This is a genomic window from Avibacterium sp. 21-586 (genome assembly GCF_026226775.1).
Taxonomy (GTDB): Bacteria; Pseudomonadota; Gammaproteobacteria; order Enterobacterales; family Pasteurellaceae; genus Avibacterium.
The window spans coordinates 1,576,781-1,592,580 of sequence record NZ_JAKKOD010000001.1 but is presented as its reverse complement, the minus strand read 5'-3'; the positions used below and the strand labels follow the sequence as shown (position 1 = coordinate 1,592,580).

Sequence of the window (15,800 nt, the reverse complement as noted above, 5' to 3'; positions counted from 1 at the left end):
TTCAATATTCAAATATCTTCATAACAAATTCATTTTCCAATCTAACAACTATTTCAAATTATTATGCATTTAACAGAACTTAAAAATATGCCTGTTTCTGAGCTTGTAAAACTCGGTGAAGAAAAAATGGGCTTAGAAAATCTAGCACGTTTACGTAAACAAGATATTGTCTTTGCAATTCTAAAACAACACGCAAAAAGCGGTGAGGATATTTTCGGTGGCGGCGTGTTAGAAATCCTACCTGATGGTTTTGGTTTCTTACGTTCCGCTGATAGCTCCTACCTTGCAGGTCCTGACGACATCTATGTTTCTCCAAGCCAAATTCGCCGTTTCAACTTACAAACAGGGGATAAAATAGAAGGTAAAATTCGTCCACCAAAAGAAGGGGAACGCTATTTTGCTTTGCTAAAAGTGGATCAAGTGAATGATGACAAACCTGAAGTTTCACGCAGCAAAATTTTATTTGAAAATTTAACCCCACTTCACGCAAATTCACGTTTAAGAATGGAACGTGGAAACGGCTCAACAGAAGATTTAACCGCGCGTATTTTAGATTTAGCCTCCCCTATCGGGAAAGGTCAACGAGGCTTGATTGTTGCGCCGCCAAAAGCGGGGAAAACGATGTTGCTACAAAACATTGCACAAAGCATCACTCACAACTATCCTGAATGTGTACTTATCGTATTGTTAATTGACGAACGTCCAGAAGAAGTAACAGAAATGCAACGTTCTGTAAAAGGTGAAGTGATTGCTTCAACCTTTGATGAACCCGCCTCACGACACGTTCAGGTTGCTGAAATGGTTATCGAAAAAGCAAAACGTTTAGTCGAACACAAAAAAGACGTGGTGATTTTATTAGATAGTATCACGCGTCTTGCTCGTGCTTATAACACCGTAACCCCTGCTTCAGGTAAAATCCTTTCTGGTGGTGTGGATGCCAACGCCTTACATCGTCCAAAACGTTTCTTCGGTGCAGCGCGTAACGTTGAAGAAGGCGGAAGTTTAACCATTATTGCGACTGCGCTTGTGGATACTGGGTCAAAAATGGATGAAGTGATCTTTGAAGAATTTAAAGGAACGGGGAATATGGAGCTGCATCTTTCGCGTAAAATCGCTGAAAAACGTGTATTCCCAGCTATCGACTTTAACCGTTCAGGCACGCGTAAAGAAGATTTACTCACTACCCCTGACGAACTACAAAAAATGTGGATTCTACGCAAAATCCTTAACCCAATGGGTGAAGTGGAAGCAATGGAATTCCTTATTGATAAACTCGCCGTTGCCAAAACTAACGAAGAGTTTTTCGAGATTATGAAGCGTTCTTAATGGTCTGTGAAATAGCACATTAAGGATTTAACCGTGCTATTTTTAATAAAAAAATAGGCAATTGAACTAAAAACAATCAAACGAATCAATTTTAAAAAGAATTGATTGACTTGAATATAAGAAATCTCTAATATACGCCTCGTTCCACGGAGGAATGGTCGAGTGGTTGAAGGCACCGGTCTTGAAAACCGGCGAGGGTTTACGCCCTCCAAGAGTTCGAATCTCTTTTCCTCCGCCATATTCTGAGAAGTCGTAAGTTAATCGCTTACGACTTTTTTCTTTTTATCAATCAAAATTAACAACTTCCCAGATAAAGTGCGGTGCTTTTTGGCTTTATTTTCTTGCTAACTAAAATAAATTTACTTGCTATCACAGCGTGAGTCTTGAGTTTTAAAGCTATTAAGGGTATGTTATGTTAACTTTTTTATAACTGAGGTGAGTATGAAAATTATCCTTTTAGGTGCACCAGGTGCAGGTAAAGGCACACAGGCACAATTTATTATGAACAAATTTGGTATTCCACAAATTTCTACGGGTGATATGTTGCGAGCAGCAATTAAAGCAGGAACGGAATTAGGTAAACAAGCGAAAACGTTAATGGATGCTGGGCAACTTGTACCTGATGATTTAATTATTTCTTTAGTAAAAGAACGTGTCACACAAAATGATTGTGCCAAAGGCTTTTTACTAGATGGCTTCCCACGCACAATTCCACAAGCAGATGCATTAAAAAGCGCAGGTATTAGCATTGATTATGTATTGGAATTTGATGTTCCTGATGAAGTAATCGTGGAGCGTATGAGTGGTCGCCGTGTTCACCAAGCATCTGGACGTACTTACCACATTATTTATAATCCGCCAAAAGTGGAAGGTAAAGATGATTTAACAGGAGAAGATTTAATTATCAGAGCTGATGATAAGCCTGAAACCGTGTTAGATCGCTTGAAAGTGTACCATAATACGACAAAACCATTGGTAGATTACTACCAAGCTGAAGCAAAAGCAGGAAATACAAAATATTTCCGCTTAGACGGTACACAAAAAGTAGAGGAAGTAAGCGCTGAATTAGATAAAATTTTAGCTTAGAAGTTAAGGGGATAACATATTATCCCCTTTTATTATTTACTCTAAATATAAAATTTACTATCAATGATGGCTTTTCCCATCTATTTTTCCACTTTTCATTTGCCTAATATCATTACCATATTTTATGATGGTTCCATTTTCTCATATATCAGTATATGCTATGATTTCTTTTTATCATTCTTGGACATAAATAATGACAGAATCCATCAAAAAATTAGATCCTGATACGGCGATTGATATTGCCTATGATATTTTTCTTGAAATGGCGGCAGAAAATCTGGATCCCGCCGATATTTTACTCTTCAACCTAGAATTTGAACAACGCGGTGCGGTGGAATTTGTAGAAACTGCGGATAATTGGGAACAGGAAATTGGAGTATTAATTGAGCCTGACGAGTATGCTGAAGTTTGGATTGGGCTTGTTGATGATAATGATGAAATGAATGATATTTTTGCTAAATTCCTAATTTCACATCGAGAAAATGATCGGGAATATCATATTATTTGGAAGAAATAATTCCTAGAAAAGTAAAAACCATCACTTTTTCGTGATGGTTTATTTTCTAAGGAATTAAGCTAAAACTATTACGTTTTCTGCTTTTTTTCCTCTTTTATCATCAATAATATCAAACTCCACGGCTTGACCTTCTTTTAAGGTGCGAAATCCTTTAGATTGAATTGCTGAGAAATGCACAAACACTTCTTCTCCACCTTCTGATTGTAAAAAACCAAACCCTTTTGTTTCATTGAACCATTTTACGGTTCCATTATTTTTAGACATTTTGAATCCTAAGTTAAATCTAATCTTAGATAACGCAATAATATTATGATGATAAAATAAAAAACTTTAAATATAGCCACCGATTATTGATTGTTATCTCTATATCGCTTAAAAAGCGATATTTATATTAACAGCATATTGTTAAAATAGCACTTTTTATTTTCAATAAATTTGCTTTATTTTTCATTCGCTAGTTTAGCTAATAATTTTTTATGAATCCCCCCAAAGCTACCATTAGACATAACTAAAATGTGGTCGCTTGGTTTTGCTTCAGCCACAATCATATCAACCAATTTATCTAAATTTGCAGTCCAGCTGGCAGGTTGAATGCATTGGTTTGCGATTTCCACGACATCCCAAGGAATGTTGTCTGGCTGTAATAAAAAGATATGGTCTGCACGCGCTAGCGCTGGTGCTAGTTCATCTTTATGAACGCCCATTTTCATTGTGTTAGAACGGGGTTCTAGCACTGCAAGAATTCGCACGCCGCCCCCTACTTTATCGCGAAGAGCGGTTAAGGTTGCGAGAATTTCTGCAGGGTGATGAGCAAAATCATCATACACGCTAACGCCATTCACTTCGCCTTTTAGCTCTAAGCGACGTTTTGCATTAATGAAACTACCTAAAGCGGCACAGGCATTTTCAATCGACACGCCAGCGTGATACGCTGCCGCAATCGCCATTAATGCGTTGTGCATATTATGTTGTCCAACAATATTCCATTTCACTTGTGCCGCTTTTTGACCAAAATGATACACAGAAAACTCGGTGCAATCATTGGTGATGCGTTCGGCATACCATTCTTGTCCTTCTCCCAAGAATTGCTGTTCAGACCAACAGCCCATTTCTAAGGTTTCTTTTACACTTTGTTCATTGGCGAAAGATAAAATGCGTCCACTTACAGGAATGGTGCGGATCATATGGTGAAATTGGCGTTGGATCGCTTTTAGATCATCAAAAATATCAGCGTGATCAAAACCTATATTATTGATAATCAAGGTTTTTGGATTGTAGTGAATGAATTTTGAGCGTTTATCAAAAAATGCGGTATCATATTCATCGGCTTCGATTACAAAAAATGGACTTTCACCTAAACGGGCGGACGTACCAAAATTGCCCGCAATGCCACCAATTAAAAAGCCTGGGTTTAATCCGTTTTTCTCTAAAATCCAACTGAGCATACCTGTTGTGGTCGTTTTACCGTGCGTACCGGAAACTGCTAGCACCCAACGATCATGCAATAAATTATCGTGCAGCCACTGTGGACCTGAAGTATAAGGTAAACCGTTCTCAAGCACATATTCCACGCAAGGATTGCCACGCTTCATCGCATTGCCAATTAACACCAAATCTGGTGCCGGCTCAAGCTGGGTTGGCTCATAATTAGAGATAATTTCAATTTGATTTTCCTGTAAAAAAGTACTCATTGGCGGATACACATTAACATCCGATCCCGTTACTTTATATCCCATTTGTTTGGCAATAATTGCCACGCCCCCCATAAAGGTGCCGCAGATTCCAAGAATATGAATATGTTTTTGTGTCATTTTTTTATCTCTTATACAAAAAACGAAAATAAAATGTGCCTGAGATCACAAACTCAATAGGAGATTATTTCTCTTGCTCAAAGGCTAGCTATAATAAATCAACTCATTCAAACTGTACAATGTATTCAATCAAAATAAGGGCAAATTATGAAAACGTTAGGGCAATTTATTGTCGAAAAGCAAGCCGAATATCCCAATGCGAAAGGCGAGCTTTCGGGTATTCTTTCTTCTATTCGCTTAGTGGCGAAAGTGATCCATCGCGATATTAACAAAGCAGGACTGACCAACAACATTATCGGCAATTCTGGGATAGAAAACGTACAGGGTGAAGTGCAAATGAAATTAGATTTATTTGCACACAACACGATGAAACAAGCTCTCATAGCGCGGGAAGAGGTGGCGGGATTTGCCTCTGAGGAAGAAGAAAATTTTGTTGCCTTTGATACGGAACGCGGACGCAATGCAAAATATGTGATTTTAACCGATCCCTTAGATGGATCATCAAATATTGATGTCAATGTTGCCGTTGGGACGATTTTTTCTATTTACCACCGTGTTTCCCCTATTGGTACGCCAGTAACCTTAGATGATTTTTTACAACCAGGGCATCGCCAAGTGGCGGCAGGCTACATTGTTTATGGCTCATCAACGATGTTAGTTTACACCACAGGAAACGGGGTAAATGGCTTTACTTACGATCCTTCTTTAGGCGTATTCTGCCTTTCGCACGAAAATATCCAAATGCCCGCAACCGGCAAAATTTATTCCATTAACGAAGGCCAATATCTTAAATTCCCATTAGGGGTAAAAAAATACATTAAATACTGCCAAGAAGAAGATAAAGCTACTCAGCGTCCTTATACGTCACGCTATATTGGCTCTTTGGTTTCTGACTTCCACCGCAATTTATTAAAAGGTGGGATTTATATTTATCCAAGTGCTACAAACTATCCAAATGGTAAACTTCGTTTGCTTTATGAAGGTAATCCAATGGCATTTTTAGCCGAACAAGCGGGCGGTCTTGCCACTGATGGCTATCAGCGAATTTTAGATATTCAGCCAACCGAATTACACCAACGCTCACCGTTCTTTGTTGGCTCAAAAGAAATGGTGGAAAAAGCACAAAGTTTTATGGATTAAGAATAATTACCATAGGTTAAAGCGTTGTATAAAAGTACAACGCTTTTTTATTTCTCACATAAAATGAAATCTTTCTATTTACCCTACCTACCGTAAAAAAATAGAAATGTTTTCACCGCACTTTTCTTTTTATTAACCTTATGGGCTGTGACAATTATCAATCCAAGCATTCTTGGTTTAATTGAGTCTATTGGTGGGCCAATTATCGCCGCAATTCTGTTTTTAATGCCAATGTATGCTATTCGTAAAGTGCCAGCAATGGCGAGTTATCAAGGCTATGCCAGCAATGTTTTCGTCACCATTATGGGAACGATTGCAATCTCCGCAGTGGTGTATGGATTATTTTATTAATTAAGATAGAATACGCACTTTTTAGAATAATAACCTTAAGCAGGACAAAATGCCTGCCAGAAAATTTCGAGCAAACGATGATTAGTGTTTTTGATATGTTTAAAATCGGCATTGGGCCTTCTAGCTCTCATACCGTTGGGCCAATGAAAGCGGGTAAGCAATTTGTCGATGACTTAGTGGCGAAAAATTTACTCGCCCAGGTAACCCAAGTTAAGGTGGATGTTTATGGCTCACTTTCAATGACAGGGCGTGGGCATAATACCGATATTGCCATTATTATGGGATTAGCGGGCTATTTACCGCACGATGTGGATATTGATTTAATTGCTAAATTTATTTCTGATGTAAAAAGCACCGCACTTTTGCCTCTAGCGCGAGGGCAACAACTGGCGAAATTTGCTTATGAAAGCGATATGATCTTTCATCAAACCTTTCTGTCTTTACACGAAAACGGAATGACACTGTCCGCCTATGAAAATGACAACTTACTTTATCAGCAAACCTATTATTCTATTGGTGGTGGATTTATTGTGGATGAAGCGCACTTTAATCAGCAGGAAGAGTCCGATATCAACGTGCCTTTCCCTTATCAAAGTGCGGCAGATATTTTGCATCATTGCAAAGAAAACGGCTTAGCCCTATCTAGCGTGATGTTACAAAATGAAATCGCCTTACACGGAAAAGAAGCAACGCAAACACACCTAAAACGCATTTGGCAAACAATGAAAGAATGTATCGAACACGGCTTGGTTACCGAAGGATTATTACCCGGCCCGCTCAAAGTGGTTCGCCGTGCGGCGACCTTACATCGTTTACTGCAAGCCAATAATGGGCTTTCCAACGACCCAATGAAAGTGATCGATTGGGTCAATATGTACGCCCTTGCAGTCAATGAAGAAAATGCAGCTGGTGGGCGTGTAGTTACCGCACCAACGAACGGCGCTTGCGGTATCGTGCCTGCGGTGCTGTCTTATTATGAAAAATTCATTTCGCCAATTACCGATGAAATTGTAGAACGCTACCTACTTGCTTGCGGAATGATCGGCTCACTGTACAAAATGAATGCTTCTATTTCAGGAGCAGAAGTAGGATGTCAAGGCGAAGTGGGAGTAGCTTGCTCAATGGCTGCAGCAGGTTTAACAGAAATTTTAGGCGGTAGCCCTGAACAAGTTTGTATGGCAGCAGAAATTGCAATGGAACATAATCTTGGGCTGACTTGCGATCCTGTAGGAGGTCAAGTGCAAGTGCCTTGCATTGAGCGTAATGCAATTGCTTCTGTCAAAGCCATTAATGCTAGCCGAATGGCATTGCAACGCACTTCTAACCCACGCGTGAGCTTAGATAAAGTCATCGAAACGATGTACGAAACAGGCAAAGATATGAACGCCAAATACCGCGAAACCTCACAAGGTGGTTTAGCAATCAAAGTGGCTTGTACTTAAGGTGAATAAAAATAATAAGACAGATTTATTCTGCCTTTAAATATTTTTTAACATAGTTTATGTTTCTAATTTATATATTTCTTTAGTTAAATTTTTAATCAATTTTTTAGATTCTGTATTAGATAAGCCCTAAATTCCACACCAAAATCGCAGCATTTTTAGCTGTTCTTTTGGTGTTTCAAAGTTAAACCGAAATTCACATTCTTTCAAGAATAACGGAAAGGATTTCTTATTAATTCCGTTATATTTTCTTAGCACTCTTTTAACCTGTTTCCAGAAATTTTCAATCCCATTAATGTGATTTTTTGCTTCGGCAAAATGGGTTGAATGATTAATTCTGAAATGCTTAAATTCACTCACATCTAGCACGTCGTAACTGTGATAATAATCGGTGTAAACAATGCTATCAGGCATAATTTTCTTTTTAATAACAGGGAGTAAGGTATCTGTCTAGGTATTTTCAACGACAACGGTATAGACTTTTCCATCTCATTTCAGCATGTCAAAAACAGCTGCTTTCCCCCTAGCACATCTCCCCCTTTTCCTTTTCTTTTCCGCCAAAATAACTTTCATCTAATTCAATTTCACCTGCAAAAACTTCATTAGCATCTTGAGCTAAATGGTAACTAATCATCTCTCTAATTTTGCGATAAAATAAGGCAGCTGAATTAGGATTGATTTCTAATAAATTTGCTGCTGAACAGGCTGTTACTTCGAGCACAAAAAATTCAAGCCGTTTTTTCTGTATAGATTTCTTGAGTTTACAATGAGTTATCTTCATTTTTATAGACTAACATTACTGCTAATCTAATACAGCCCCATTTTTTACCTTTTTATCACTATTGAGATTCAAAACACTACAAAAAAAATAAACTAAGAATAATATAAAAATGGGTATTTTAAGGTGTTATTTTAATAAATAATTAATATTGTTTATAACAATACCATACTTTTATAAAAGTATTTTTTTAGCAAAACTAATTTTTGTTTTTTTGTATTGACTGGGTAAACAACCTGTCAATTTATAAAATTGTTTAGAAAAATAACTGAGATTATTAAATCCGCAGCAATATGCAACTTCCGTAACGGAAAAATTGGCTTGACAAAATAATTCCTTTGCTTTCTCTATTCGGTAGTGAGTAACAAATTTAATAGGGCTTTGTTGAGTATATTTATCAAATAGTATACAGCATTTATTTCTACCAATATTAGCAGATCTTGCAATATTTTCCAACGTAATCGGATTCATATAGTTCTGTTGGATAAAATTTATCATCTTCTTTTGTATTTTAACTTCTTTGGGTTCATCGTTATTTAAATCGTTAATCTGACTCTTAACAAGATCAAACCAATTTTCCCAAAATATACTTGCTAAAGCTACACATTGAAAATCAATTAATCTTTTATCTGATAAATATTCATTTTTAAAAATATTGAAATTATCAATGATATTCAGTAAATTCAAGTGTGATTTTTTATTGAAAGATAAATAAGAAAAATTTAGATAGGGGGTATTAATAATGGGCGCTATAAATTTTTGATATAGCAATGTCTCTTCATTAAAAATATTAGGATTGATGAGAACACAAATAAATTGACAGTCTTGATCATCAATAGCATATCCATAATGCATTGCTTTTGCATTAATAATCAAGCCATCACGCTCTTTTAGTTGAATGACATGACCATTTACATAAAAATTCATCTCACCAGAAATAATTTTTATCAGTTCAATATCATTATGCCAATGGCAAAGAGCTTTCTTTTCTTCAAAATAAGAAAGGTGATTGTGTTGTATACCAATATTAATGTAAGGCAAGTAGGATTGGATAATCTCTGCATGATTATCCATTAGCTGTAATGATATTTTCATTTCTCAGTCTCCGTTGAATACGATTGTGTTAAAAAATAAATACAATAGTATTAGCAATAGATGTCATTCCGATCGTATTATAACACCATTATTTAGCAATATAAGAGAAAGTATATGAATAATATTGGTAAACTTCAACCTATTGCAGAAATACGCGAGTTTGGATTACAACTTGTCCGCTTTGAGCTTAATATTTTGGGTGATTTAAGTACTATTTATTTGGGTTTAATTTCACTTTTTATTAAAAGCAAAAATAGTCATAATAAGTGGCAGAAAATCTCTATTTCTCACTACACTCAGCATAGCGAGAAACATTATACGTTGCACATTGATCTTTCTACATTTGATACTTCTTTAAAATTACTTTATTTCAACCAAAACTCTTTTCGCCAGCAATTTTGCTATCCCCATTTTAAATATCATATTAAGGATCGATCTATTCAAAAAATAGAGATATTACCTATTCGTTATATCACCGAATTAAATGTTTCAAAGCATATTTATCAAACGCTTCGTTATAGTCTTCATCGACCAAAAAAGCAGAAATCAAACCATCCTTTAATTATTTGTTTACATGGTGCAGGAGAAGGTGGAAACAATCATAGCCAGCTCTTTGCCGATAGGATGGTTGAAACATTTTGCCATAACGAACAGCAAAAAAAGTTTGATTATCCCTATGTTCTTGCACCACAATGTCCTAGTTTTTGGGTTGATCGTTTTAAGCTAAATGGGCGCGTATATCGAGGCAAACAAAATTATACTCCAACGCTTCATCAGCTAATTAAGCATGTTATCCAACGATATCACGATATTGATCCCAACCGTATTTATATTATAGGCGCATCAATGGGAGGATATCAGGCTCTTGCTTTATTAACCTATGATCCTAATTTATTTACTGCAGGTATTATTGCTTGTCCAGCAAAATTACCATATAAACGTGAATGGCATAAGCTCACAAACATACCTTTGTGGTTTATACATAGCTATGCTGATCAAGTTGTTCCCGTCGCAAATACAGAAAAAATTATACAGTATTTACAGCAACATCAAGCAACACTTCAACAGGCTACATACTGTGATAGGGTAGAAATTAATCATAATGAAATTAATCCTCACGCTATTTTTCTTTTAATTTACGAGAATAAAATCGTATCTAAAAATATATCGATATTTCAATGGCTAAGTAAACAAACAAAAGGAGAGAATAATGGCTACAAATAGATCGGTGGTTTACATATCAACCATTGCTGCACTTGGTGGTTTCCTATTTGGATTTGATACAGCAGTAATTAGTGGTACGGTTGAATCAATTAGAGATGAGAAGTTTGGTTTTGGATTAACATCGGGTGAATTAGGGTTTGCCGTTGCATCAGTATTAATTGGTTCAGCGGTTGGAGCTTGGTATGCTGGTTTAGCGGCAATGAAATTTGGGCGAGTAAAAGTAATGTTAACGGCATCGCTACTTTTCTCAATTTCAGCTATCGGATCAGCATTATCTGTCGGATTATGGGATTTCTCTTTATGGCGATTAGTTGGAGGATTAGGCGTAGGTATTGCCGCTGTGATTGCACCTGCATATATTGCAGAAGTATCGCCTGCTCATCTTCGTGGGCGATTAGGTAGTTTACAACAATTAGCGATTGCAATTGGATTATTGGCTTCTTTTATTTCTAATTACTACTTTGCTAATATTCATCATTCACCAAATGCACCATTATGGTGGAATTTACTAGCTTGGCGTTGGATGTTATTAATTGAGATAGTCCCTGCTGCATTATATGGTCTAATGGCATTGCGATTACCTGAATCACCACGTTATCTTGTAAGTAAAAATAAAATTGAGCAAGCTAAACACGTCTTAATTAAATATACTCAGGAGACTTTGCCTGAACAAAAAATTGAGCAAATCAAACAAACATTAGGAAATCTAGATGATATTGTTTCTATCAAACACGTACTATCACCAAAAACTTTGTTTGTCCCGATTGTATGGGTAGGTATTAGTTTTGCTTTTGTTGCTCAATTTACAGGAATTAATATTATTCTTTACTATGCTTCGTCATTATGGCGTGTTGCTGGATTTTCTCAATCTCTTTCTTTTGCTGTACCTATTGGTACAACGATTATTGGTGTATTGATGACAGTTGTTGGTATGCTTTTAATTGATAAAATTGGTCGAAGAAAATTATTACTTATTGGCTCTATTGGCATGGGTATTTCGTTATGGGCAACAGCATTTATTTTTATAAATGCGACTGAAGTTAATGGCAGCTTGACACTTACGCCAGTACTTTCGTGGTCTGCTTTAATTAGTGCACATTTATTTTATATTTTCTTCTGCAGTACTTGGGGACCTGCGATTTGGGTAATTTTAGGAGAAGTATTTCCAAATAAAATTAGAACAACCGCAATTGGTGTTGCAACCTGTGCTAACTGGATTGGCAATGTTATCGTTACTTGGTCTTTCCCACCAATGTTACAGTTCTTTGGATTAGCGCCAACCTATTTTTTCTACGGTATTTGCTGTATAGGATCTTTTTTTATGGTGAAATATCTTATCCCAGAAACAAATAACAAAGAGTTAGAAGAAATGTCTTATCAAATTCAGCGGAATAGCCAATAAGAAATACAAAGTGATTGCGTTACGCGAGATGAATGTACGCCTATCGCTTAGCGATAGGCTTTTTATTGGCCGATAATATTTTCTCAGTCAAATCGTTAATTTCACAATATCGTAATAACTTCACACATTTTTATTAATTATTTAAATTCAACTTCCACCGCACTTTCGCCTAGCATTTCTACTAGCATATTAATTAATTCATCACTTGGATTCACTGACCATTGCACGCCAAGTTTTACTAAAGCACGTCCTTGTGGACTTTGATAATAAATATTAATTGGCAACGATCCACCGCTATATGGGCTAAGGATGTCTTTAAATTGCTTAATAAAATGTGGTGAAAGTTGTTCTTGCATCAAGCAAATAGCGAGGCTTTTGGCGTAACGACTGCGCGCCTCATCAAGAGTCATTAATTCTCGCACCGACATTTTTAAGCCTTGCGAAAAATCATCAAAACTCACTTGGCCTGAGGCAATTACAATAGTATCTTTTTGCAATTTTTCGCCAAACCGATCTAAACTTTCACCGAATAACGTGAGATCTAAACGTCCTGATCGGTCATCTAAGGTGGCAATACCTAAGCGGTTGCCTTTTTTCGTGATCGCCACACGCGAACTCACCACTAAACCGCAGGCTGTGCTGATTTGCCCACGATAATTTGGCACAAGATCTTTTAATCTTGTTGAGCTGTAATGGGCTATCTCTTTTAAATAAGGGCTAATCGGGTGGCTACTTAAATAAAGCCCAAGGGTTTCCCGTTCGCCATCTAAAATTTGTTTTTCGCTCCAGCGTGGCGTTTTCGCATAGGCCTGTTCCACTTTTTCAGGGGTTTCTGTCAACACACCAAACATATCCGCCTGCCCTATAGCTTCGTTTTTGGCATATTGCTCAGAGGCTTTCAGTGCATCTTCTAAGTTTTTCGCCAGTGCGGCGCGGTGTGGGCCTAGTTTATCGAATGCGCCTGACATAATAAGGCTTTCAAAAGTGCGACGGTTAATTTTCTTTAAATCCACTCTGGCACAAAGATCGAATAAATCTTTAAAAATGCCTCCTTGCTCACGAGCAGAAATTAAGGCTTCAATCGGACCTTCTCCTACCCCTTTAATCGCCCCAATGCCATACACGATCTCGCCACTATCATTCACGCTGAAATGATGTTTCCCCGTATTAATATCTGGCGGCGTAACTGTTAAGCCCATACGCAAACATTCATCATATAGTCCAACGATTTTTTCTGTATTATCCATTTCAGAAGTCATTACCGCAGCCATAAATTCTGCAGGATAATGAGCTTTTAGCCATAGCGTTTGGTAAGAAACCAAGGCATAAGCAGCAGAGTGCGATTTATTAAAACCATAGCCTGCAAATTTTTCCACCAAATCGAAAATTTTCATTGCAAGCGTGCCGTCAATGCCGTTTTTAATCGCCCCATCTTCAAACACAGAGCGTTGTTTCGCCATTTCTTCCGGTTTCTTTTTCCCCATTGCACGACGTAATAAATCCGCCCCGCCGAGCGTATAACCTGCTAGCACCTGAGCAATTTGCATTACTTGCTCTTGATACAAAATAATACCGTAAGTTGGTTCTAAAATCGGTTTTAGGGAAATGTGTTGATATTCTGCATCAGGGTAGGAAATTTCTTCTTCCCCGTGTTTACGGCGGATAAAGTTATCCACCATTCCCGATTGCAATGGCCCCGGTCGGAATAGCGCCACCAACGCGATAATATCTTCAAAACAGTCTGGTTTTAGGCGCTTGATCAAATCTTTCATTCCGCGCGACTCTAGCTGGAACACTGCGGTTGTTTCTGCATTGAGTAACACTTGGAAAGATTGCGGATCATCAAGGGGTATACGATTAATATCCACTAACGGCTTGCCCTCTTTGGCAAGGCGAGTATTAATCATATCCAATGCCCATTTGATGATGGTTAGGGTGCGCAATCCCAAGAAGTCAAACTTCACTAGCCCTGCATATTCCACATCATTTTTGTCAAAATGGGTAACAGGGTGTTTACCCTCACTATCACAATAGAGCGGCGAAAAATCTGTAATCAGCCCTGGGGAAATCACCACGCCCCCAGCGTGTTTCCCTGCGTTACGCGTTACCCCTTCGAGCTTGCGCGCCATATCAATTAAGGCTTTGACTTCTTCATCACTTTCATAAATTTCAGGCAAGCGCGGTTCAGCCTCAAAGGCTTTGGCTAAGGTCATACCCGGATCAGGCGGCACTAATTTGGAAATGCGATCCACGAAACTATAAGGGTGTCCAAGCACACGCCCCACATCTCGAATTACCGCCTTAGCCGCCATCGTACCAAAGGTGATAATCTGCGACACCGCGCCACGTCCGTAAGTTTCCGCAACGTGTTCAATCACGCGATCTCGCCCATCCATACAAAAATCCACGTCAAAATCGGGCATTGATACCCGTTCTGGATTTAAGAAACGCTCGAAAAGTAAATCAAATTCAAGGGGATCAAGATCAGTGATTTTCAACGCATAAGCCACTAATGAGCCAGCCCCAGAACCACGCCCCGGCCCAACAGGAATATCATTATCTTTCGACCACTGGATAAACTCCATTACGATTAAGAAGTAACCGGGGAACCCCATTTGGTTAATTACATCTAGCTCAACTTGCAAGCGTTCGTCATATTCTTTGCGTTTTTCTGCCCGCTCTTTTTCATCTGGAAATAAAAACGCTAAGCGCTCTTCCAAGCCCTCACGGGATTTTTGTACCAAATAATCTTCCGTGCTGAGCTCCCCTGTGGGAAATTTGGGTAAGAAATACTCGCCCAAACGAATGGTTACATTACAACGTTTGGCAATTTGCACGGTATTTGCAAGTGCGGTGGGAATATCAGCAAATAATTCGCACATTTCCTGTTCGCTACGGAAATATTGCTGAGCACTATATAGTTTCGGGCGTTTTGGATCATCAAGCGTATAGCTATCGTGAATCGCAACGCGGATCTCGTGTGCCTCAAAATCTTCGGAAGACAAAAAGCACACATCATTGGTTGCCACAAGGGGGATACGATGTTTTTCTGCTAATTTTAAGGCGGCTTGAATATAACGCTCTTCTTCAGGACGCCCTGTGCGACAAAGACTCAAATAAAAATGGTCAGGAAAAAATTCTTGATAAAAACGCACCGCACTTTCTACATCCGCGAGATTATTTTTCAGTAATTTTTTTCCCACATCACCATTGCGCCCACCGGAAAGAATGATCAAGCCTTCACGGTGTTCCATCAGCCATTGCTGATCAATATAGGGTAAATCCGTGTAACCTCGTTCATACGCTTTGGATAACAACAGGGTGATGTTGTGATAGCCCGTATTATTTTTGGCAAGTAAGGTAAGTTCAAAATGCTCATCGCCGAGCAAATCGCTTTTCACTAACACGTCTGCCCCAACAATGGGCTTCACTCCTGAAGAAAGGGCTTCCCCATAAAATCGCACTAAACCGCAGAAGTTGGTAAAATCCGTCAATGCCATTGCCACCATTTCGTTTTCCACGCAGGCTTTAACTAACGGTTTTACTTTCGCAATACCATTAATCATTGAAAAATCGCTATGCACACGTAAATGTACGAAACGCGGTTCTGACATAAAAAATCCTTGCT

11 protein-coding genes, 1 tRNA gene and 2 pseudogenes are annotated in these 15,800 nt (G+C 38.1%); 9 read left to right on the top strand and 5 right to left on the bottom strand.

Annotated features, from left to right (window positions below):
* Window positions 1-63 precede the first annotated feature (63 nt).
* From rho to L5B71_RS07325, 4 genes are all read left to right on the top strand, one after another.
* On the top strand, window positions 64-1,326 hold the full coding sequence (gene rho, locus L5B71_RS07340; RefSeq protein ID WP_265757708.1) for a transcription termination factor Rho: 1,263 nt from the start codon (window positions 64-66) through the stop codon (window positions 1,324-1,326).
* 148 nt (window positions 1,327-1,474) lie between these two features.
* Window positions 1,475-1,564 (top strand) — tRNA-Ser (locus L5B71_RS07335).
* Window positions 1,565-1,767: 203 nt separating this feature from the next.
* Entirely contained in the window at window positions 1,768-2,412 is a 645-nt protein-coding gene (gene adk / locus L5B71_RS07330) for an adenylate kinase (RefSeq protein WP_265757707.1), read from the top strand.
* A gap of 193 nt (window positions 2,413-2,605) precedes the next feature.
* Window positions 2,606-2,929, top strand: coding sequence for an HI1450 family dsDNA-mimic protein (locus L5B71_RS07325; protein ID WP_265757706.1), 324 nt, complete (start codon window positions 2,606-2,608; stop codon window positions 2,927-2,929).
* A 54-nt stretch (window positions 2,930-2,983) separates the two neighbouring features.
* On the opposite strand, the gene L5B71_RS07320 is transcribed toward L5B71_RS07325, so the two are convergent.
* On the bottom strand, window positions 2,984-3,193 hold the full coding sequence (locus L5B71_RS07320) for a cold-shock protein (protein WP_046097841.1): 210 nt from the start codon (window positions 3,191-3,193) through the stop codon (window positions 2,984-2,986).
* A 176-nt stretch (window positions 3,194-3,369) separates the two neighbouring features.
* Window positions 3,370-4,740, bottom strand: coding sequence for a UDP-N-acetylmuramate:L-alanyl-gamma-D-glutamyl-meso-diaminopimelate ligase (gene mpl / locus L5B71_RS07315; protein WP_265757704.1), 1,371 nt, complete (start codon window positions 4,738-4,740; stop codon window positions 3,370-3,372).
* 147 nt (window positions 4,741-4,887) lie between these two features.
* Here mpl and fbp point away from each other — a divergent pair, with 147 nt between their 5' ends.
* The 3 genes and pseudogenes from fbp to L5B71_RS07300 all read left to right on the top strand — a co-directional run bounded on the left by fbp (window position 4,888) and on the right by L5B71_RS07300 (window position 7,673).
* Complete coding sequence (gene fbp, locus L5B71_RS07310) at window positions 4,888-5,880, top strand: class 1 fructose-bisphosphatase (RefSeq protein ID WP_265757703.1); 993 nt, start codon at window positions 4,888-4,890, stop codon at window positions 5,878-5,880.
* Between the two features lie 96 nt (window positions 5,881-5,976).
* A pseudogene (locus tag L5B71_RS07305) lies at window positions 5,977-6,231 on the top strand (serine transporter); the annotation flags it as partial.
* Between the two features lie 77 nt (window positions 6,232-6,308).
* On the top strand, window positions 6,309-7,673 hold the full coding sequence (locus L5B71_RS07300) for an L-serine ammonia-lyase (RefSeq protein ID WP_265757702.1): 1,365 nt from the start codon (window positions 6,309-6,311) through the stop codon (window positions 7,671-7,673).
* Window positions 7,674-7,802: 129 nt separating this feature from the next.
* Here the strand turns inward: L5B71_RS07300 and L5B71_RS07295 are convergent.
* Window positions 7,803-8,454: pseudogene (locus tag L5B71_RS07295) on the bottom strand (IS1595 family transposase).
* 171 nt (window positions 8,455-8,625) lie between these two features.
* Complete coding sequence (locus L5B71_RS07290) at window positions 8,626-9,546, bottom strand: AraC family transcriptional regulator (RefSeq protein ID WP_265757701.1); 921 nt, start codon at window positions 9,544-9,546, stop codon at window positions 8,626-8,628.
* A gap of 114 nt (window positions 9,547-9,660) precedes the next feature.
* Between L5B71_RS07290 and L5B71_RS07285 the strand changes: the two genes are divergently transcribed.
* Window positions 9,661-10,770: a prolyl oligopeptidase family serine peptidase gene (locus L5B71_RS07285; protein WP_265757700.1), complete on the top strand. Its 1,110-nt coding sequence runs from the start codon at window positions 9,661-9,663 to the stop codon at window positions 10,768-10,770.
* A complete protein-coding gene (locus L5B71_RS07280) occupies window positions 10,757-12,172 on the top strand; it encodes a sugar porter family MFS transporter (protein WP_265757699.1) in 1,416 nt (471 codons plus the stop codon). The genes L5B71_RS07285 and L5B71_RS07280 overlap by 14 nt, the downstream gene beginning before the upstream one ends.
* A 137-nt stretch (window positions 12,173-12,309) precedes the next feature.
* Here L5B71_RS07280 and dnaE read toward each other — a convergent pair whose 3' ends face one another.
* Window positions 12,310-15,786, bottom strand: coding sequence for a DNA polymerase III subunit alpha (gene dnaE / locus L5B71_RS07275; RefSeq protein ID WP_265757698.1), 3,477 nt, complete (start codon window positions 15,784-15,786; stop codon window positions 12,310-12,312).
* Window positions 15,787-15,800 lie beyond the last annotated feature (14 nt).